General features: G+C 74.0%; 20 protein-coding genes. 11 read left to right on the plus strand and 9 right to left on the minus strand.

What is annotated here, in order from left to right:
• Nucleotides 1–344: 344 nt before the first annotated feature.
• Nucleotides 345–602, minus strand: coding sequence for a hypothetical protein (locus tag ACFYSC_RS28425; RefSeq protein ID WP_362937959.1), 258 nt, complete (start codon nt 600–602; stop codon nt 345–347).
• A gap of 130 nt (nt 603–732) precedes the next feature.
• Here ACFYSC_RS28425 and ACFYSC_RS28430 point away from each other — a divergent pair, with 130 nt between their 5' ends.
• Nucleotides 733–1,005, plus strand: a complete 273-nt coding sequence (locus tag ACFYSC_RS28430; RefSeq protein ID WP_389967789.1) for a hypothetical protein — start codon at nt 733–735, stop codon at nt 1,003–1,005.
• Nucleotides 1,006–1,183: 178 nt separating this feature from the next.
• Here ACFYSC_RS28430 and ACFYSC_RS28435 read toward each other — a convergent pair whose 3' ends face one another.
• Complete coding sequence (locus tag ACFYSC_RS28435) at nt 1,184–1,501, minus strand: DUF952 domain-containing protein (protein WP_389967791.1); 318 nt, start codon at nt 1,499–1,501, stop codon at nt 1,184–1,186.
• 14 nt (nt 1,502–1,515) lie between these two features.
• On the minus strand, nt 1,516–2,184 hold the full coding sequence (locus tag ACFYSC_RS28440; protein ID WP_389967793.1) for a GNAT family N-acetyltransferase: 669 nt from the start codon (nt 2,182–2,184) through the stop codon (nt 1,516–1,518).
• A 7-nt stretch (nt 2,185–2,191) separates the two neighbouring features.
• Here ACFYSC_RS28440 and ACFYSC_RS28445 point away from each other — a divergent pair, with 7 nt between their 5' ends.
• Entirely contained in the window at nt 2,192–3,157 is a 966-nt protein-coding gene (locus ACFYSC_RS28445) for a radical SAM protein (protein ID WP_389967795.1), read from the plus strand.
• Between the two features lie 359 nt (nt 3,158–3,516).
• Here ACFYSC_RS28445 and ACFYSC_RS28450 read toward each other — a convergent pair whose 3' ends face one another.
• On the minus strand, nt 3,517–4,737 hold the full coding sequence (locus ACFYSC_RS28450) for an Ig-like domain-containing protein (protein ID WP_389967797.1): 1,221 nt from the start codon (nt 4,735–4,737) through the stop codon (nt 3,517–3,519).
• A gap of 314 nt (nt 4,738–5,051) precedes the next feature.
• On the opposite strand from ACFYSC_RS28450, the gene ACFYSC_RS28455 reads away from it, so the two are divergent.
• The 4 genes from ACFYSC_RS28455 (at nt 5,052) to ACFYSC_RS28470 (ending at nt 9,422) form a co-directional block, all read left to right on the plus strand.
• The gene (locus ACFYSC_RS28455) at nt 5,052–6,806 is read left to right on the plus strand and encodes a PP2C family protein-serine/threonine phosphatase (RefSeq protein WP_389967799.1); all 1,755 of its coding nucleotides are present in this window, start codon (nt 5,052–5,054) and stop codon (nt 6,804–6,806) included.
• On the plus strand, nt 6,803–7,858 hold the full coding sequence (locus tag ACFYSC_RS28460; RefSeq protein WP_389967801.1) for a B12-binding domain-containing protein: 1,056 nt from the start codon (nt 6,803–6,805) through the stop codon (nt 7,856–7,858). The genes ACFYSC_RS28455 and ACFYSC_RS28460 overlap by 4 nt, the downstream gene beginning before the upstream one ends.
• A gap of 6 nt (nt 7,859–7,864) precedes the next feature.
• Nucleotides 7,865–8,191: an STAS domain-containing protein gene (locus ACFYSC_RS28465; protein ID WP_389967803.1), complete on the plus strand. Its 327-nt coding sequence runs from the start codon at nt 7,865–7,867 to the stop codon at nt 8,189–8,191.
• 235 nt (nt 8,192–8,426) lie between these two features.
• Nucleotides 8,427–9,422 carry a helix-turn-helix domain-containing protein gene (locus ACFYSC_RS28470; protein WP_389967805.1) on the plus strand — a complete coding sequence of 332 codons (996 nt, stop codon included), beginning with the start codon at nt 8,427–8,429 and terminating at the stop codon, nt 9,420–9,422.
• Between the two features lie 150 nt (nt 9,423–9,572).
• Here ACFYSC_RS28470 and ACFYSC_RS28475 read toward each other — a convergent pair whose 3' ends face one another.
• Together ACFYSC_RS28475 and ACFYSC_RS28480 are read right to left on the minus strand one after the other, a co-directional pair.
• Nucleotides 9,573–9,998, minus strand: a complete 426-nt coding sequence (locus ACFYSC_RS28475; protein WP_389967807.1) for a peptidase inhibitor family I36 protein — start codon at nt 9,996–9,998, stop codon at nt 9,573–9,575.
• Nucleotides 9,999–10,106: 108 nt separating this feature from the next.
• The gene (locus tag ACFYSC_RS28480) at nt 10,107–10,814 is read right to left on the minus strand and encodes a MerR family transcriptional regulator (protein WP_389967809.1); all 708 of its coding nucleotides are present in this window, start codon (nt 10,812–10,814) and stop codon (nt 10,107–10,109) included.
• Nucleotides 10,815–10,901: 87 nt separating this feature from the next.
• Here ACFYSC_RS28480 and ACFYSC_RS28485 point away from each other — a divergent pair, with 87 nt between their 5' ends.
• A complete protein-coding gene (locus ACFYSC_RS28485) occupies nt 10,902–11,444 on the plus strand; it encodes a DUF6194 family protein (RefSeq protein WP_389967811.1) in 543 nt (180 codons plus the stop codon).
• A 270-nt stretch (nt 11,445–11,714) separates the two neighbouring features.
• On the opposite strand, the gene ACFYSC_RS28490 is transcribed toward ACFYSC_RS28485, so the two are convergent.
• The gene (locus ACFYSC_RS28490) at nt 11,715–13,031 is read right to left on the minus strand and encodes a tetratricopeptide repeat protein (RefSeq protein ID WP_389967813.1); all 1,317 of its coding nucleotides are present in this window, start codon (nt 13,029–13,031) and stop codon (nt 11,715–11,717) included.
• Between the two features lie 358 nt (nt 13,032–13,389).
• Between ACFYSC_RS28490 and ACFYSC_RS28495 the strand changes: the two genes are divergently transcribed.
• The gene (locus tag ACFYSC_RS28495; protein WP_389967815.1) at nt 13,390–14,103 is read left to right on the plus strand and encodes an ArsR/SmtB family transcription factor; all 714 of its coding nucleotides are present in this window, start codon (nt 13,390–13,392) and stop codon (nt 14,101–14,103) included.
• 64 nt (nt 14,104–14,167) lie between these two features.
• On the opposite strand, the gene ACFYSC_RS28500 is transcribed toward ACFYSC_RS28495, so the two are convergent.
• Nucleotides 14,168–14,302 (minus strand): hypothetical protein, encoded by a 135-nt coding sequence (locus ACFYSC_RS28500; protein WP_389967817.1) that lies wholly within the window; start codon nt 14,300–14,302, stop codon nt 14,168–14,170.
• Here ACFYSC_RS28500 and ACFYSC_RS28505 point away from each other — a divergent pair.
• On the plus strand, nt 14,301–14,891 hold the full coding sequence (locus ACFYSC_RS28505; protein WP_389967819.1) for a DinB family protein: 591 nt from the start codon (nt 14,301–14,303) through the stop codon (nt 14,889–14,891). The genes ACFYSC_RS28500 and ACFYSC_RS28505 overlap by 2 nt on opposite strands.
• Before the next feature lie 788 nt (nt 14,892–15,679).
• On the opposite strand, the gene ACFYSC_RS28510 is transcribed toward ACFYSC_RS28505, so the two are convergent.
• Complete coding sequence (locus tag ACFYSC_RS28510; RefSeq protein WP_389967821.1) at nt 15,680–16,927, minus strand: MFS transporter; 1,248 nt, start codon at nt 16,925–16,927, stop codon at nt 15,680–15,682.
• An 81-nt stretch (nt 16,928–17,008) separates the two neighbouring features.
• Between ACFYSC_RS28510 and ACFYSC_RS28515 the strand changes: the two genes are divergently transcribed.
• Nucleotides 17,009–17,902, plus strand: coding sequence for a LysR family transcriptional regulator (locus ACFYSC_RS28515; protein ID WP_389967823.1), 894 nt, complete (start codon nt 17,009–17,011; stop codon nt 17,900–17,902).
• Between the two features lie 205 nt (nt 17,903–18,107).
• Nucleotides 18,108–18,878, plus strand: coding sequence for a phosphotransferase (locus ACFYSC_RS28520; RefSeq protein ID WP_389967825.1), 771 nt, complete (start codon nt 18,108–18,110; stop codon nt 18,876–18,878).
• Nucleotides 18,879–18,908 lie beyond the last annotated feature (30 nt).

Here is an 18,908-nt window from a genome sequence, read left to right on the forward strand (position 1 = left end):
ATGAGATGTCACGTCTGTCTTACCTGGCGGCCGGCCCATTGGGCTCGGCCGTCGCGGCGGGGGTGGCCGCGCAGCCCGTCCTGGCCGACTCCTGGGCGGCGAGGGTGAAGGCCAGGACCTCGCGCCACTGCTCGCCGGTGAGCGCCGGAGGGGACCGCCGAGCAGGACGTCCACGAACGCGCCTTCCGGAAGGCGGGTGATCGGGGTGCCTTTCTCCGTCCCGGAGGTGGGTGGCGGGCTGGTGCCGTGGAGGGGTCTTCACCTCACGCGGGGGGCTTCGCCGGGGGTGCGGCGGGTGATCGGTCCGCGGGGTTCGTCGACGTGGCCGGTCGCCGGGTCGCCGTTCAGGCCTTGAGCCTTCTGACCAGGCGGGTGGCGGCGCGGTGGCTGAGGCCGGTTTCGCCGCGGACGAGGAAGACGGCCTGGTCGGTGTGGCCGGTGGTTTTGAGTTCGAGGGCGCGGGCGAGGAGTTCGGGGCTGAGGCCGCCGTGCAGCAGGGCGTTGCGGGGGCGCTGGGTGATGCGGACGGCCCAGATGATGAGAGCGATGGCGATGAGGGCGAGCAGGATCGTCACGGCAGGGATGAGCAGGGAGTCCGACATGGGTGTCCTTCGCGGGTGGGTCGCCGGGGGCTCGGGGGCTCGGGGGTCGAGGGGGGTCGCCGGGGCGGGCCGGTGGGCGGGGGTTCGGTTCTTTCGGGGTTGCCGGGGGTTTTTGTTACGGTCCGGGTTCGTGGCTGTGCAGTCTCTTATTCACGCGCGGGGCCTGGTCAAACGTTTCGGGGATTTCACCGCGGTCGATGGGACCGATCTGGACGTGGCGCCGGGTGAGGCGTTCGGTTTCCTGGGTCCCAATGGTGGGCGATCCGCGCTGGTGCTGCTGGACGAGCCGACCACGGGGCCGGACCCGCAGGCGCGTCACCTGCTGTGGGAGCGATTGTTCCGCCTGCGGAGGCAGGGGGTGACGCTGGTGCTGACGACGCACTACATGGACGAGGCCGAGTAGTTGCGCGACCGGCTGGTGGTGATGGACGGCGGACGGATCGTCGCCGAGGGAGGGCGTGTCCCCCCCCTCCCCCGGGGGGCGAGGCGCGGGCGGGGGCGGCGGGATCGTGGTTCCGGCCGCCCCCGCCCTGCGGTTCCGGCCGCCGGCGCGCGGCGGGTGAGGGGTCAGGGGTCAGGGGTCAGGGGCGGCTGTAGGGGGCGGCGGAGACGACCGCGGTGAGCGGCAGCGGCCCGTACAGGTGGGGGAAGGCCTCCTGGGCGCCGGCGGGGACCTCCAGGCGGACGTCCAGGCCCGTGGGGTCGATGGTCAGCAGCAGCAGCGGGACGGTGACGTCGCGGTAGTGGCGGCGGGCGACGGCGTGCAGCTGGGCCTCGTCGGCGCAGGCGTGGATGAAGCCCTCCTCCTCCAGGGTGCGGCCGAGGGTGGAGACGCGGTACTCCCCCGCCTGGCGGGCGGCGTCCCAGTCGGCGGCCAGGGCCAGGTGCAGGATGGTCATCGCGTCTCCTTGCCTCAGGGCCGGGCGTCCCACTCGCGGTGCAGCATCGCGTAGATCACCTCGTCGGTCCATTCGCCTTTGACGAGCTCGTTTTCCACCAGGTGGGCTTCGCGGCGCATGCCGAGGCGTTCCAGGACGCGGGCCGAGGCGTGGTTGCGGCCGTCGAGGCGGCCGGTGATGCGGTGCAGGCCCAGTTCGCCGAAGCCCAGGTGCAGCAGCATGCGGGCGGTTTCGGTGGCGTAGCCGTTGCCGTGGTGGCCGGGGTGGAAGATGTAGCCGATCTCGCCGCTTTCGTGGGTGCGGCTGTGCCAGAACAGGGTGGCGTCGCCGATGAGTTCGCCGGTGGCGGTCAGCTCCACCGCCAGGCTGAGGGCCTGGCCCTCGTCGGTCAGGGCCGAGGAGGTGATCTTCTTCTTCAGGGAGGTGCGGGTCTGCTCCAGGTCGTGGGGTTCCCAGTACAGGTGGCGGGCGACTTCGGGCAGGCGGTGGATGGCGTGCAGGGCCTGCAGGTCGTCTTCGGTGAAGGGGCGCAGGATGAGGCGTTCGGTGCGCAGCGGGTAGGAGGGGTTGAGCATCCGCTCAGCGTAGGGGTGGCGGGCGATGCCGGGCCAGTGGATTTGCGCGGGCGGCGGGGCGGGAGGGGACGGAGGCGACTTGCGGGTGGTGTCGAATGCGTGTTCCACTGATCGGATGCGATGGGAGTCGCCGGCGTTGCTGGAGGAGCCGCCGCCGCGGGGCGGGCCGCGGATCGGGCGCAGCGCCGTCCGGCGTGTCCTGGGGGATCTGACGTGTTATGAGGCTCCGGCTCGGGTGGCGCTGGAGCGTTCGGGCGGCGGGTGGTCGCTGAGCCCGTACCGGGGGTGTGAGCTGGGGTGCCGGTACTGCGCGGCGCGGGGCGCGCATCGGCGGCTGGGGCTGGATGCGGGGGCGGGGTTCGACTCGACGGTGGTGGTGCGGCCCGACATCGTGCGGCGGTTGCGGGCGGAGCTGGCCTCGGTGTGGGACGGCGAGCATGTGAGTGTGGGGGTGGGGGGTGACTGCTACCAGCCCGCTGAGGAGGTCTACGGGCTGATGCCGCAGGTGGTGGCGGCGTTGCGGGAGGCGGGGGCGCCGTTCACGGTGTTCACCAAGAGCCCGCTGGTGCTGCGGGACGCCGGGCTTCTGGCGGGGGCGCCGGGGGCGGGGGTGGTGGTGTCGATCGCGTTCGTCGACGAGCAGGTGCGGCGGTGGGCCGAGCCGGGGGCGCCGAGCGCGCAGAAGCGGCTGGAGCTGGTGGCGGAGCTGGGTGAGCGGGGGGTGGCGTGCGGGGTGGCGATGGCGCCGGTGCTGCCGCTGGTGACCGATTCGGCGGATCAGCTGGCGGCGACGGTGCGGCGGGTCGCGGCGGCGGGGGCGGTGAGTGTGGAGCCGCGGGTGCTGCGGCTGCCGCGGGGGGCGCGGGAGTGGTATCTGGCGTGGCTGGGTGAGCGTCATCCGCGGCTGGTGGAGCGTTACGGCGAGCTGTACGCGCGGGGTGCGGACGCCGAGGAGGGGTATGTGCGGGCGGTGACGGCTCAGGTGCTGCAGCTGGCGGCGCGTTACGGGCTGGGGGCCGAGCGGCCGGAGCAGCCTTTGCCGCTGGCGTTGCCGGGTCATCGGCAGCTGCCGTTGCTGTGAGATGCGGCGCTCCCCCGGGGCGGAGGTGAACGTGCCGGGAGCCGGGCGCTCGGGTGGGGTCGCCTCCCCTCCCCCGGCTTCGCCGGTGGCGCGTCCTGGTCTGCTCTGGTGATCTGGGCGGCCCTGCCGGGCATCACGCCGTATGCCGCCCGTCGCCCGTCCGGTGAGAGCGCCGGGGCCGGGGGTGGTGGCGCGTCGGCCGGTACGTCCGATGCTCGCACACGGGTACAGAGGGCTCGGGAGGGCGGGGAAAGGCCGGGGCCCCGTGCGCCGGTGCGGCGCGCGGGGCCCTGATGGAGGGGTCCTTCTCCCCCGCCTGCGCCTTGCGGTGGTCGTCTGGCCGGCGCGGGGGCGGGGGGTCAGCTGTCGGCGCCGGTCAGGGCGCTGCCCTTCTTCCACTGGCTGAACGGCATCTGCCAGAAGCCCCAGCCGTTGTTCCATTCCAGTTTGCGGCTGGTGCCGGTGATGGTGATGACGTCTCCGCGCTGGACCTGGTCGTAGAACCACTTGGCCTGGTCGGGGCGGGCGTTGATGCAGCCGTGGCTGACGTTCTGGCGGCCCTGGGCCCAGACGTTGTTGAGGGCGTGGACGTATTCGCCGCTGTTGGAGAACCGCACCGCGTGGTTGATCATGAGGTCGTAGTAGCCGGGGTCGCCCTTCTTGCGGCCCGGGGAGATCATCCGTTCGGGGTTGGCCTTGCCCATGGTCAGGTGGACGCCGCTGGTGGTGGTGTATTCGCGGGTGGAGCCGTTGCCGGCGCTGATGAGCATGGTCTTGACGACCTTGCCGTCGCGTTTGACGACCATCTTGTGGGTGCGGGCGTTGACGACGGCGGTCTGGGCGGCGCCGATCCGGATGGTCTTGGTGAAGTCTTCGACGCCGTAGGCGTCCTTGCCGCTCTGGACGCCGGTGATGTCGGCGCGGAAGGTGACCTTCTGGTGGGGCTGCCAGAATTTCGCGGTGCGGTAGATGACGGTGGTGTCGCTGGTCCAGCGCCAGGCGCCCTGGGAGGGTTTCTCGGATTCGACGTGCAGGGCCTTTTCCACCGCGGCCTTGTTGGTGACGGGGTTGTTGAACGTCACGATGATGGGGGCGCCGATGCCGACCTTCTCGCCCTTGAGGGCGGGGGTGACGTCGGAGACCTTCAGTTCGACCTTGGGTTTGCGGGTGGTGAAGCTGCTCTGCGCGGTGGTGGCGCCGGCGCGGGCCGAGACGGTGTAGGCGGTGGAGGGCTTCAGTGCCCGCTTGGAGACCCACTTGGTGCGCCCGGTGTCGAAGGTGCCTTCGACGGGTTTTCCGTCGCTTTCGGCGGTGACCTCCTCGAGGGGGCCGCCGGCGGCGGTGACGACGATCTTCCGGTTCGGGGCGACGGTGCCGCTGCCCTGTCCCGGGGTGATCTTTATGGCGGCCCCGGCGGGTGTCTCTTTGGCGGGTGCCTTCTGTCCTTCGGCGGCGGGGTCGGGCGCCGCCGTTCCACCGGAGCAGGAGGTCGCCAGAAGGGCGGCGGTCGTCATGGCCATGGCGGCCAGTGGCGTCCGGAGGCTGCGGCGTTCCACGTCTAGCACGACTTTCTCCCCCATAGCAGCAAGGTGCGTTCAAAACTTTAGTAGGTGATGCGCAGTACGGTTGCCTGGTTCAGCCGAGTTCGGTCACGTTTACGTCACTTCGTGGAGTCAATATCGTGCCGACGATCCGTCAGAAGATCGGTGGAGGGCGGCGGGCGTCTCCGTACGGTGACGGGGGCACGGGGCCGAGACGGTGCGCGGGGGTGCACAGGGGCCCGCGGTGGTGCGGCGGTCGGTGACGGAGGGTGGCCGGCGGGCCCGCCGGGACGGTGCGGAGGATAGGGTGGTTTGACCGCTCGATTCGGAAGGTCTGTCGGAAGGTCTGGGTGATGACCGCAGCTCGGTCCGCCGGCCGGGGCGCCGGCGCCGCAGGTGGTGAGGCCTCCGCCGGCCTGTACGGCGACGCGCACGGTGATGCCCGTGGCGGCCTGCGCACCGGTGTGTGCGGCGATCCGCCGGGGGGTTTCCACGACGTCGCGGCGCGGGCGCCGGATGAGGCGCTGCTGCGCGCCGTCGTGGACGCCTGCGGCGAAGGGGTGGTCCTGTGCGACGCCGCGGGGACGGTGGTGGCGCGCAACGCCGCGGCGGCGCGGCTGCTGCCGGCCGTACTGCCGGGGACGGAGGCCGCCTCCACGGAGGCCGGCCTGTTCGATGCCGGATGTCCCGAGGGCGAGGGCCGCGAGGCGGTGCACGGCGGGCGGCGGCTGCTGGTGCGGCGCGAGTCCTTCGGGATGGGCCACCGCGCCTGGTATCTGCGGGACGTCACCGTCGAGCGTGACCGCACCGAGGCGTTGCTGGCCGAGCGGCGGCGCACCGGTTTCCTGCTGGAGGCCGGGCGCCGTCTGGCCTCCTCGCTCAATCCGCGCCGCTGCGCCCGCGCCGCGGTGGAGCTGGCCTCGCCGTTCCTGGCCGACGTCGCCATGGTGGTGCTGCCGCCCGCGGCGCGGCGTCAGGCGCCGTGGCTGCGGTCGGTGCCGGGCCGGCCGGTCCTGCAGGAGGGGGTCATCGGGGCGGCCGAGGTCGCCCAGGTGCCGGGCCTGACCGAGGCGCTGGCGGGTTTCCCGCCGGTGCCCAGCCGGTGGCTGGATCCGGCGCAGGTGCCGCAGTGGCTGCTGCCGGAGGGGTTCGGCGCCGCCGCGCACCTGCTGGTGACGCCGCTGCCGGGCAACGGGGTGCCGGCCGGGGCGCTGATCCTGGCCCGCGGCGCAGGCGGTGAGCCGTTCGATGAGGAGACCGAGACGCTGGTGCGGGTCTTCGCCTCCCGGGCGGGCGCGGCGATCTCGGCGGCGGCGCTGTACCAGGAGCAGGGGGCGACGAACGCGATCCTGACCGGGGGGCTGCTGCCGCCGCATCTGCCGCAGCCGCCCGGGGCGGAGCTGGCGGGGTCGCTGCGGGCGGCCCTGCAGACCAGCCTGGTCGGCGGTGACTTCTACGACGTCTGCCCGCCCGAGGACGCCGCACCCGGCGGGGAGCCGGCCGGTACGGCGCGGGGTGAGGCGCTGCTGATGCTGGGGGACGTGTGCGGCAAGGGGCCGCGGGCGGCGGTGCTGGCCGGGCAGGTGCGTCAGTCGCTGCGGGCGCTGGCGCTGCTGGAGCGCCGGCCCGGGCCTCTGGTGGAGCTGCTGAACCGCTGCCTGCTGGCCTCGCCGGTGCCGAACTCCTTCGTCACGCTGGTGCTGGGCTCCCTGGCCGCCGACGGCGGCGGCGGGGTGCGGCTGGAGCTGGCGGTGGCCGGGCATCCGCCGCCGCTGGTGCTGCGCGCCGACGGCACGGTCACCGAGGTCGTCTCCCGCGGTTCGATGCTGGGGGCGATGCGCCGGATCCTGCTGGAGCCGGTCACCGTGCAGCTGGCGCCGGGTGAGGTGTGCCTGCTGTACAGCGACGGCATCACCGAGGCGTTCGGCGGCCCGTCGGGCCGGGAGATGTACGGCGGGCAGCGGCTGAAGGCGGCGCTGGCCGGGTGCGCGGGCATGCCGGCCTCGGCGGTGGTGGAGCGGCTGGAGCAGCTGAGCACCGAGTGGCTGGCCGGGCGGGTCCAGGACGACCGGGCTCTGCTGGCCGTACGAGCGGAGGGCCCGCGATGAGCACCACTGCCGTCTTTCCCGGTCTGCGGGCCGCGGGTGAGCGTTATTTCGGCCACATCGGCCGCGCCGACGAGTTCGGCGCGGTGGATGTGGTGCTGGAGCTGCTGGAGGCCGGGGTGCCGGCCGAGCGGGTGCTGCTGGACCTCATCGCCCCGGCGCAGCGGCGGGTGGGTGAGCTGTGGGCGGCCAACGACTGGTCGGTGGCGCGTGAGCACGCCGCCACGGCGATCAGCGAGCGGGCGGTGGCGGCGGTCGCCGCGCGGGTGCGGCCCCGGCCGCACCTGGGGCGCATCACGGTGGCCTGCACCGACGGCGAGTACCACGCGCTGCCCACGCGGCTGCTGGCGGAGGTGCTGCGGCTGCGCGGCTGGCACGTCGACTTTTTGGGCGCGTCGGTGCCGGGCCCGCATCTGATCACCCATCTGCATCAGACGGGGCCGGACGCGGTGGCGCTGGGGTGCGCGCTGGCGCTGCGGCTGCCGCGGGCGCACGCCATGATCGGCGCCTGCCAGGCGGTGGGGGTGCCGGTGCTGGCCGGCGGGGCGGGGTTCGGCGCCGACGGCCGGTTCGCGCGGCTGCTGGGCGCCGACGCCTGGGCGCCCAGTGCCGACGCCGCGGCCGACCTGCTGGCCGAGGGGTGCCTGCCGTCGTTCCCCTCCCCCGCGGTGGCGCTGGCCCACCTGGACGATGAGGAGTACACGCATCTGACGCGGCGGCGGGCGCAGCTGCTGCAGACGGTGATGAGCGAGATGGTGGCCGCCTTCCCGCCGATGGCGGCCTACGATCCGGCGCAGCTGGAGGCCACCGCCGACGATCTGGCCCACATCCTGGACTTTTTGGGAGCGGCCCTGTACGTCGATGACGATGAGTTGTTCGCCGGGTTCGTGTCCTGGACGGCCGGGGTGCTGGGGGCGCGGGGGGTGCCGGGGCGGGCGCTGAGCGGCGGCTTGCGCCTGTTCCACGATGAGCTGCGAGACTTTCCCCGGGCCCGCCGTATCCTGCGGTGCGGTATCGCCGCCGCGGACGGCGGCCACAGCGAGTTGGAGAACTGACGCCAGATGCTGGAGAAGACCCCGCTGCGCACCGAGGTGCGAAGCCGCGAGCCGGGCGCCGTGCTGCTGGCGCTCACCGGCGACCTGGACTACGACACCGCGGCCGAGCTGGTCGCCGCGGCGCAGGAGGCGCTGGGCGGCGGGGTGGGCCGGCTCGACCTGGATCTGTCGGGGCTCGACTTCATCGACTCCTCCGGCCTGGCCGCTTTGATCAACGTCTACAACGTCGCGCGGGAGCAGGAGGCGGGTCTGCGGATCGTCGCTTTGACGTCGTATCTGCGGCATCTGTTCCAGGTGACGGCGCTGGATCACATCTTCGAGCTGCCGGTGTGAGCGCCCCCCCGGCGGGGGGGCGGCCGGGCCGGCTGTCGTGGATGGCTGTCGTGGGCCACGGTGCCGGCTGCCGGTGTGGCCGTGTGGCCGGGTGTCATCGGCTCCGGCGGGGTGGGCGCGGCCGGGCCTTTCCGCGTGACGGCCGTGGCGGGCGTCGCAGGCGGGTGTTGTGCGCGGGGGCTTGGCCGGGTGATGCTGGGTCGGATCCGCAGCGGCGCTTCGATGGGGAGAAACCATGGACGTGGTCGGCTTCGCCGAGGTCCCGGTGGAGGAGCGGTTCGCCTTCTGGCGTGAGATGAGCGCGAAGACGTGGATGCCGCTGGACGCGCACTGCGAACCGGGTCTGGAAGGGGCGTTCCAGGCGCGGGTCGCTCTGGGCGGGTTCGGGCCCCTTCAGGTGAGCGTGCTGACCGCGCCGTCGCTGACGATCCGGCGCACGCCCCGGCTGATCCGCCGGTCCGATCCCGGGACCTTTCTGGTGACCTGCGTCGTGCGCGGTCACGCCGTCGCCGAGCAGGCCGGCCGGCAGGCGGATCTGCGGGTCGGGGACCTGATGCTCCGTGACAGCTCGCACCCCTACCTGACCGGGTTCGGGGCGGAGGGCCCCGCGGGCGGCCAGGTGCTGTCGCTGCAGTTCCCGGGTTCGGCGCTGGCGCTGCCCGAGCGGGACCTGCGGGGGCTCGGCCCGCTGCGCATCCGGGGTGATCGGGGTGTCGGCGCGCTGGCCTCGCAGTTCCTGCTGCAGCTGGCCCGGCGCCTGGAAGAGTTCAGCCCGGCCGAGGCGATGCGGGTCTCCGCCCTGACCCTCGACGTCGTGTCCGCCGCGCTGGCCGGCGCCCTGGAGGCCCGCGGCGCGGTGCCTCCGGGCGGCCGGCGGCGCGTGTTGCTCGCCCGGATCCGTGCGTTCATCCTGGCGAACCTGGGCGATGCCCGTCTGACCCCGGCCGCGGTCGCCGCGGCCCATCACATCTCGGTGAGCTACCTGCATCAACTGTTCCGCGATGAGGAGCACACCGTCGCCGGCTGGATCCGTGAGCGGCGCCTGGAGCGGTGCCGGCGCGACCTGGCTGAGCCGTTGCTGGCCGAGCGCACGATCACCGCGATCGCGGCCCGGTGGGGGTTCACCAACCTCCAGCACTTCAGCCAGGCCTTCCGCGGCGCCTACGGTGTGTCCCCGCGCCGGTTCCGGCAGCGGTGCGCCGCGGTGCGCGCGGAAGGGCCGCCGGGCTGACCGGCGGGTAGACCGGCGGCGGTGCCGCGGTGCGGCCCGCGTCCTGTCCGCGCCGCCCTCCCGGCCGCGCTCCCCGGTGCGCGGTGCGCCTTCTGCGGCCTTCGAGGAGGACCGGGTGCGATCCTCCTCGAAGGCCGGCCGATCCCCGGGCTAGCGGATGCGGTAGGCGCTGACCCAGTTGCCGATGGATCCGTAGCCGCTTCTGTCGACGACGATCGCTCCCCCGGTGCAGTCGTAGTTGTCCCACAGCTCCACCAGGCGGCTGCTTTCGGTGCGGGCGGAGTTGATCCTGTCGTTCCAGCCCGACCCGACGTAGTAGCACTTGCCGACGTCCCCGTTGAGCCAGGTGTTCGGGCCGGAGAAGCCGGTGTCGTCGTAGACGTGGACGCCACGGACCGCCGCCGCGTGGCGGGCGGCGCCGGCGGAGGACGCCTGGGCCGGGCCGGCCGCCAGGACGGGTATCAGCGCGATCGCGGCGCCGAGGGCGGCCAGACGCCTCGGTGTGACGGCCTTCGTGTGGATTCCCCCGTTGCGGGGAAGACGGCGGGCGGAGCGGGCCTGCGTTCGCTGCGACATGGGCGGTTCTCCTTTGCGGAACGTTTCTCCTGCTTCCTTCGAAGGCTGCCTGCCGCGGTGCTGTCTGTCGTTACGCGTGAGTGCACGCTCCTTCGGTCCGCGTGCACTTCACGCGGGCAGGGTGCGCGGCGTCCCGGTGGGGGCGACCAGGGTGACGAGCGCGGCCGCGCCGTCGAGCAGGGCCCTGGAGCGGGCGGTGACGGCGGCGTCGCGGGCGTCCAGCGCGGCGGTGACGTCCTGCCGGCCGCCCGGCTCACGCAGCTGCGGCATCAGGGCCCGCAGCGGCGCGATGCGGTATCCGGCGGCGCGCAGCTGGTGGACGATCCGGGCGTCGCGGACCTGGGCGGGGGTGTAGCGGCGCGCCGCGCGGTCGCGGTCGGGCACGACGAGGCCCTCGGCGTCCCAGTGCCGCAGTGTCGAGGCCCGCACGCCCAGGGCGGCGGCGAGTTCGGAGACGCTCATCGCGTCGCCGGCGCGCACGTCGCCGATCGGTTCGGCGGAGATCTCCCGGGCGGCCTCGCGGGCCCGCCTCAGCCGGGTGCGCTCGGCGTCGAGCCGGGCGTGCGCCGCGTCGAGCAGGGCAAGCGCCTCCGAGGCGGGTGAGCGGTGGGCGGCCCGGACGATTCTCCTGGCCTCGGCGGGGCCCGCGCCGGCGGCCAGGGCCCGGTAGGCCAGTGCCGAGGCGAGGTGGACGCCGCTGTAGAGGCGGTGGCCGGCGGCCGAGCGGGCCGCCGGGGGCAGCACGCCGTCGCGCTCGAGGTTGCGCACCTGCTGGACGGAGTAGCCGCAGCGCCGCGCGACGTCCACGGTACGCATTTCGGGTGATTCGCGGCTTGGCATCGTGGAACCCCTGGTGGCATGCGGTGAAGTCTCCACAAGCACTTTAATGTGACGCTTGAAGGCATGACCATGGATGAGATCATCGACTTCGTGAGCGGCCTGGAGGGCGTCCTGGCCGTCAGGCCGCAGCCCGGCGACGGCACCCCCGAGCTGGTCTGGGGGGATGCGTTCTTCTACTACTCCCCCGACGGCGTCGTGCCGACGACCGTCCAGCCCTTCGCGACGATCGTGACGAAGAACTACCCCGAGGACGAGACCTCCCGCCTGGAGCGGCCGGGCGCCTTCCGGGTGAACGTCGCCGCCGGCAGGGAGGCGTTCGTCCATTGGAGCGGTCACGCGCCGCGCGAGCCGGGTCCCGCCGCCCGGTCCGGGGCGGACTCCGGACCGGGCGGCGGGACCCGGTCCGGCGGGGGTGAGGGCCCGGGCGGCGATGGCGGTGGCGGTGACGCCGAGGACACCGTGATCGCCCACCCGCTCTACGGGGCCCAGTCGTGGCTGGCGGTGGTGAACCCGGGTCCCCGTACCGCGCGGGTGCTGCGGGAGCTGCTGTCGCAGGCCCACCGGCTGGCCCGCGCCCGCTACGAGCGGCGCGCCGCGGCGGGGTGAGCCGCCACCGGGGCCGAGGGGGCAGGGACCTCTCGGCCCCGGGGTCGCCCGGCTCTCCGGCGGCGGTGGCCGGCGTGCCGCGGGGCCGGGGCCGGGGCCGGGACCGGCCGTGGCCGGGCCGGGGAGCCGGGTGACAGTGGCCGGCATCGGGAGTGGCTCCCGCTCTTTGCCGGTACGGCCTCCTCGAGGGGGAGGCCGTACCGGCCCTCCCTCCCCCTCCCCCCGGGGGGGCTAACCGGCAGGAGGCGCCGCTGCGTGCGGTCGGGGTGCTCAGGCGGCCTTGCCGCGGGCGATGTAGTAGAGGTTCATGTCGGTGAAGTCGAGGGTGGCGGTGCTGGGTTTGTGGAAGCAGTGGAAGAAGGCGACCGGCACGTCGAACCCGTTGGGGGCCAGCGGCGCGTCCGGGTTGGCGTAGCAGTAGACCTCCCTGGCGGTGGCGTCGCCGAGGCGGATCTCCTTGGGGTAGCAGGGGTAGGCGACGGCCGGGTGGCTGCCGGCGAAGGTCTCGACCGGGCGGTCGCGGTCGGTGCGGATCCGCAGCCGCTCGGACGTATCGCCGAGCACGACCGCGGCGACCTCGCCCTGCCCGCCGAAGAGCGTGCCCACCACCTGCGGGCCGGAGGCGGTGAGGCCGGCGAGGCTGCCCCGGCTGTGCAGCGAGTTCTCACGGGTCAGCCACATCGGCAGGGGTCCGGCGCCCGCCCGTGCGGCGGCGGCGCGTGCCTCGGCGGCCGTCTCGGGGGTCCGGCGGCGCAGGATCAGCTGGCGGCCCGCGTAGTCGAAGGTGGTCAGCAGGTGGTAGAGGACCCATATGCCGATCATGCCGTCGGAGTCGGTGTCGACGTCCGCGCCCGACTCGGTCGACGACCAGCTCACGGGGACGTCGCGTAGTTCGATGCCGCCCAGTCTGAGTGAGTCCAGCGCTCCGTAGTGCGCCCAGACGACGCCGTCCAGGTAGTCGATCTTCTCGCTGACGATGGGGTTCAGCCCGGCCTCGCGGGCCACCGTCGCTGAGACATGCAGGTAGGGGGCGCCGGTGTAGAAGGTGAAGCGTTTCGCCGGTCCGCCGTTGACCGAGGCCTCTACCAGCGGTATCGGGTCCATCTGCTGCCAGGGCAGGCGCGCGGTGTCGCCGTGGATCCGGTACGGCTCGCCGGTGAAGGCCGCGAACCAGGTGGCGTAGCTTTCCTCGCCGGCCGCCCGCCAGTGCGGCGCCGACAGGGAGAGCTTGTCCTGCCGGATGTAGCAGTCGGCCAGGAGCCGGTTGGCCTCCTTGTCACCGGGCGCCAGCTGGACGGCGGTTTTGAGGTGTTTCTCGGCGTCGGGGAACCGGTTGGACAGCAGTGCGATGTGGCCGCGCCGGCGCGCGGCGTGCAGGTTGGCGGGGTCCTGTTTCAGGATCTCCTCGTAGGCGCGGGCGGCCTGCTCGAACTTGCCGGCCTTGAACAGCGCGTCCGCGTCGCCGCTTCCGGTCGTCGCGGCGGCCGCGGCCGTGCTGCCCAGCAGCGGCACGGCCGCGGCCGCACCGGCCAGTGCGGCGGCGCCCCGCAGCACCGAGCGCCGATCCCATCCTCCGTCGTTGACCAAGGCATTCTCCTTTTCGTGATCGCTTTCGCCGGGGTCCTGCGCCCGGCGGACGGCCACGGCGGCGGCCGGGCCGGGCCGGTTCGGGGGCCGGCCGTTGCCGGGCGGCGACGCGCACGGCATGCCGCCGGGCTTCGCCGCCCGGCCGGGGACCCGCCGTCCCCGTCCCCGTCCGTCCCCGTCCGCCGCCGTCCGTCGCCGGTCCCGTCCACTGTCGGGCGGCCGGGTCCCCGGTTCGTCCGCGTCGTGTCATGGTCGTGTCACGGTCGCGGCCGGCGCCGGTGCGGAGGCGGCCGGGAAGTCGCGGCGGGCGGCGGGGGCGGGTTCGCCGTAACGGCGTCCGGCCGTCGATGATGGGGGCATGAGTGTCACCGTCACCGGTCCCGTCCCGCTCGCCGCACTGGCCGCGCTGCTGGCCGATCCCACCCGGGCGCGGTTCTGCCTGGCGCTGCTGGACGGGCGGGCCTGGAGCGCCGGGGAGCTGGCCCGCGGCGCCGGGGTGGCCGCCTCCACCGCCAGTGAGCACCTGTCGCGGCTGGTGGAGGCGGGGTTGCTGGCCGAGGAGCGTCAGGGCCGTCACCGCTACGTGCGGCTGGCCGATCCCGGTGTGGCCCAGCTCATCGAGGACCTGGCCGCCCACGCCGGCGGGCCGGGCGGGGGGCGGCCGGTGACGTTACGGGCCTCGGCCGCGGCGCGGGCGATGGCCGGGGCGCGCACCTGCTACGACCATCTGGCCGGGCGGCTGGGGGTGGCGGTCACCGACGCGCTGACCGCGCGGGGCCTGCTGTGCCAGGACGCCGGGTTCGCCCTGACCCGGGAGGGGCTGGAGTGGTTCGTCACCGGTCTGGGGGTGGGGTTGCCGGGGTCCGGGCGGCGGCCGCTGGCCCGGCCGTGCCTGGACTGGACCGAGCGGCGTCACCACCTGGCCGGCGCCGCGGGGGCGGCGTTGTGCTCGGCGCTGCTGGAGCGCGGCTGGGTGGTGCGGATCGGCTCGGGGCGGGCGCTGCGCGTCACCGGCGGCGGGCGGCGGGCCCTGGCGGAGCTGCTGGGGCTGGAGACGGGGAAAGAGGCGTAGGCGGAGGCGGAGGCCGGCTCGGGGAACGTCGGCACGGCGGTTGACGCCGAGCAGATGATCGTGGTCAGGCCGGGGTTCCGAGGGCGGTGACGCGGTTCACGTACTCGCGGCGGGTCTTGCGCCGTGCCGGGATCGCCAGGGCGTCGTCGAGCGGCGCGGCCGGGGACCGAACCCTGGTGAGGGTAGGCTCACGCCGCATGATCGGTGAATTCGCGAAGGACAACCTGCACGAGAGACTGCGGCGGGACCGCGGGGCGCTGCTGTGGAAACTCGACGGCTTGTCCGAATACGATGCCCGCCGGCCTCTGACGGCGACCGGGACCAACCTCCTCGGCCTGGTCAAACACATGGCCACCATCGAGGCCAGGTACTTCGGCGAGGTCTTCGACCGCCCGTCCCCGGAACCCCTGCCCCGGTGGCAGGACTCCGACGGTGGCGATCTGTGGGCGGCCGGGGACGAGACCCGCGAACAGATCATCGGGTTCTACCGGCGCACCTGGGAACACTCGGATGCGACGATCAACGGCCTTCCCCTCGACGCCCCCGGCCGCGTGCCGTGGTGGCCGGAGTCGACGCCGGCCCGGCACACGAACCTGTTCGCCATCATGGTCCATGTCCTCGTCGAGTCCACCCGGCACGCCGGGCACGCCGACATCCTGCGCGAAGGACTCGACGGCCGGACCGGGCTGCGCCCCGAACACGAGGGGCGGATCGACGAGGAGGCCCGCGCGGCCTACCGCGCGAAGGTCGAGCAGGCCGCCAGGTCGGCCGCGTCGATCAACGCTTAGCCGGGCATGTCAGGCGGCCTCACGTCAGCTCCCCCGCGCCCGGACTCGTGCCCGTGGGCACGTGAAGGGCGGGTCCGCGCACCCACCTGCTGAGATCTCCGTCAGCAGTGAGCCTTCCCGGCCCGGATACGACCATCCGCCGGGGAGGCTTTTTTCATGCTCCGGGGCCGCTCATCCGGGACCGGCGCTGATCATACGGGTGTCCTCCCGGGACCGGGCATCGCCGATCCGGGCATGCGGCGCTCGCTCGTTGACCACCCCTGCAAAGTTGACCACCCCTGCAAAGGAGTCTCGTGCCGGATGTGTCCGTTCGCCTCGCAGGTATCGCCGACCGTCCCGTGGTGGAGCGGCTGTGGCTGATGTTCCGCCATGACATGTCGGAGTTCCATGGTCTGCTGCCCGACGCCGACGGAACCTTCCGCAACGATCGGCTCCATATGGCCTTCTCCGAGCCCGACTGGGCGCCGTACCTGTTGACGAGCGGTGACAGCCCTGCCGGTTTCGCGTTCGTCCGCGGTTCGACCGGCCCGACGCGCGTGCTGAACAGCTTTTCGTGGTGCGCGGCGCACGGCGGGCGGGGATCGGGCTGCACGCCGTCCAGGAGATCGTGGCCAGGCACCCGAGTTCGTGGGAAGTCGCGTTTCAGGACGCCGACACGGCCGCGGTGCACTTCTGGCGTCGCGTCGCCACGAAGATCGCCGGTGACGCATGGGCTGAGGAACGCAGACGGGTACCAGGCCGGCCGGACCTGCCTCCTGACGTCTGGATCTCGTTCAGCACCCCCGCGGTCAGGCCCGGGGCCGGTCGGAGCCTGTCCGCCCGGCTGCCGCCCGGAGGCGTTCCAGAGCCCACAGCGTGAGGGCCGCGGCCGACAGGGCGGCGCCGAGCAGGCTGACGCCGCTCCAGCCGGCGTGGGTCCAGGCGAGTGAGGCCAGGGGCGGGCCGGCGGCGCCGCCGAGGAAGAACGCGGTCATGAGGGCGGAGTTGAGCCGGTTGCGGTTTTCGGGGGCGAGGGCGTAGATGACGTTCTGGCCGGCGTTCAGCAGCGCCTGCTGGGCCGCGGTGAACAGCACGAGCCCGGCGACGAGCGGGACGGGCGACAGGGCCCCGGCGGCGATCAGGGGCCACGACAGCGTCAGCAGCGCGGCGGCGATGCCGCTGACCTGCTGCACCCGTCCGCGGTCGGCCAGCCGGCCCGCGATCGGGGTGGCGATCGCCCCGGCGATGCCGGCCAGGCCCAGGGCGCCGACGGCCGCCTCGTGCCAGCCGTACGGCGGGCCGGTCAGCAGGAAGGTCAGCGCCGTCCACAGCGCGCTGAACGCGGCGAACGACAGTGCGCCGATTCCGGCCCGCCACCGCAGCAGCGGCTCGTGGCGGAACATCGCCAGCGTCGAGCGCAGCAGCGCCGGATACGACAGCCCGAGGGGGGTGTGCAGGCGGGGCAGGAACCGCCACAGCAGGGCGGCGGCGATCGCGACGAGGACCGCGTTGAGCCAGTAGATCGTCCGCCAGCCGCCGAGTGCGGAGACCGTGCCGGCCGCGGTGCGGGCCAGCAGGCCGCCGAGCAGCAGTCCCGTCATGACGGTGCCCACGACGCGGCCGCGTTCGCCGGGTGCGGCGAGGGTGGCGGCGTAGGGGACGACGACCTGCGCGGCCACCGAGGTGAGCGCGGTCAGCGCGGTGCCGGCCAGCAGCAGCGCGCCGCTGGGCGCGCTGGCCGACACCAGGAGGAACACCGAGGTGGCCGCGAGCAGGCCGACGCTGAGGCGGCGGCGTTCGGCCAGGTCGCCCAGGGGGACCAGGAGGATCAGGCCGAGGGCGTAGCCGCCCTGGGCGGCGGTCACGATCAGCGCGGCCATGGTGGTGCTCAGCCCGAGCTGGCGGCCGATGACCTCCAGCAGCGGCTGGGCGAAGTGGTTGCCGGCGACCGCGAGGCCGGTGGCCGCCGACATCAGCAGCAGCAGGGAGCGGGGAAGCCGGGCGGGGGCCGCGACAGCGGGGACGGGGGCGGGGGCGTGCCGCGGGGTGTGCGTCATGGGGTCAAGGGTGCGCGACACCCGATCGATGAGTCCAACACATGGTTTTCATCGTGATCGATCGTGGTTCATGATGGGTGGGTGGAGTTGCAGCAGCTGAGGTATGTCGTGGCGGTCGCCGAGATCGGCAACTTCACCCGGGCGGCCGAGCGCTGCCATGTGGTGCAGTCGGCGCTCAGTCACCAGGTCGCCGCCCTGGAGCGGGAACTGGGCGCCCGGTTGTTCGAGCGGACCAGCCGGCGGGTGCGGCTGACGCCGGCCGGGGAGGCGTTCCTGCCCGCGGCGCGGGCGTGCCTGGAGGCCGCGGCGCGGGCGCGGGCCGACGTGGCGGCCGCGAGCGGGGAGATCCGCGGGCGGCTGGCCGTCGGTGCGATCCCCACGGTCACGGCCGTCGACCTGCCGGCCGCGCTGCGGGACTACCGCCGGCGCCACCCGCGGGTGCACATCACGCTCGTCTCGGCGGGCAGCGAGGAACTCGTCGAGCAGGTCCGCAGGGGCGGCCTCGATGCGGCGTTCCTCGGCCTGCCGCCGCGCGCGCGGCCCCGGGGGGTGCGCGGCCTGCGGCTGGGCACGGGCGAGCTGGTCGCGGTGGTGGCGCCGGAGCACCCGCTGGCGGGCGGTGAGGTGGACCTGCGCGGCCTGGCCGATGAGCCGTTCGTCGACTTCCGCGCCGGCCACGCCGGGCGGCTGCAGTCGGATGAGGCGTTCGCGGCCGCGGGGGTGCGACGCGAGGTGCCGTTCGAGGTGTCCTCGGCGGAGTTCATGGTGGACCTGGTACGGCAGGGCCTGGGGGTGGGCATGCTGCCGGCCGCGTACGCGCCGCGGTTCGCCGATCTGGGCGTCGTCCGGCTCCGCGACGCCCCCACGCGGGCCGAGTACCTGATCTGGGACTTTCGGCCGTCGCCGGCGGCCGCGGCGTTCCTGGAGCTGGCCGGCGCCGATCCCGCGGCGGCGGAGGGTGCCGGGGGCCGCTGAGCCGGGACGCCGGAGCCCGCTCCGCCGGGCGGCGCGGCCGCGGCGGGGGCGGGGCGGCGCGCAGGGCGCGGGCCTCCTGCGGCGTGGTGAGGCCGGTGGCGGGGGCGGCTCCTTTCCCGCCGGGTGCGGCGGGGGCCGCCCGCCCGGCCGACGGGCGGCCCCCGCCCGGCTGGAACGCGGTCACGCCGTACGTCAGGATGAAGCCGTGATCGAAGAGCATCGCCTTCCCGGAGGGAACACCGGCGGAGCGGTTCGGGCCGGGGACACCGTCCGCCGTGTCGCCGGTCCGTGGACGCCCTCCGTGCACGCGCTCCTGCGGCATCTGGAGGCCGCCGGGTTCGACGGGGCTCCGCGCGCGCTGGGATTCGACGATCGAGGCCGGGAGGTGCTCTCCTTCCTGCCCGGCGAAACGGTCGGGACCGTACGGCCGTGGCCCGGCTGGGTGCACGGTGAGGACGCGCTCTGCCAGGTGGGTCGTTGGCTTCGTGACTTCCACGCGGCCGTGGCGACCTTCGTCCCTCCTGCGGACGCGGTCTGGCGCGAGGGAGGGACCTGGCGGCCCGGCATGATCGTCGGCCATAACGACGCGGCCCCCTACAACGCGGCCTGGGCCGATGGACGCCTTACCGGCTTCTTCGACTGGGATTTCGCCGCTCCCGTCACACCGGAGTGGGACCTCGCCTTCACCGCCTTCGCCTGGGTGCCGCTGCACGCCCGCGACGTCGTGGCGGCGGAGGGCTTCACCGCGTTCGCGGACAGGCCCCGGAGGCTGCGGCTGTTTCTCGACGCCTACGGCTGGAACGGACCGGCCGGGCGGTTCGTCGACATCGTCCGGCAGCGGGTGAGCGCCTCGGCGCAGGGCATCCGGCGCATCGCGGCGGCAGGAGACCCGGCCTATCAGACCATGCTGGAACGTGGTGTCCACGCCGCGCTGGAGAGGGCCGTGGACGAGCTGGCCCGCTTCCCGGACGCGTAGACGCCCGGGTGGGGGGCGTCACCGGCGGGC

The sequence above is a fragment of the Streptosporangium sp. NPDC004379 genome (assembly GCF_042873875.1).
Taxonomy (GTDB): Bacteria; Actinomycetota; Actinomycetes; order Streptosporangiales; family Streptosporangiaceae; genus Streptosporangium.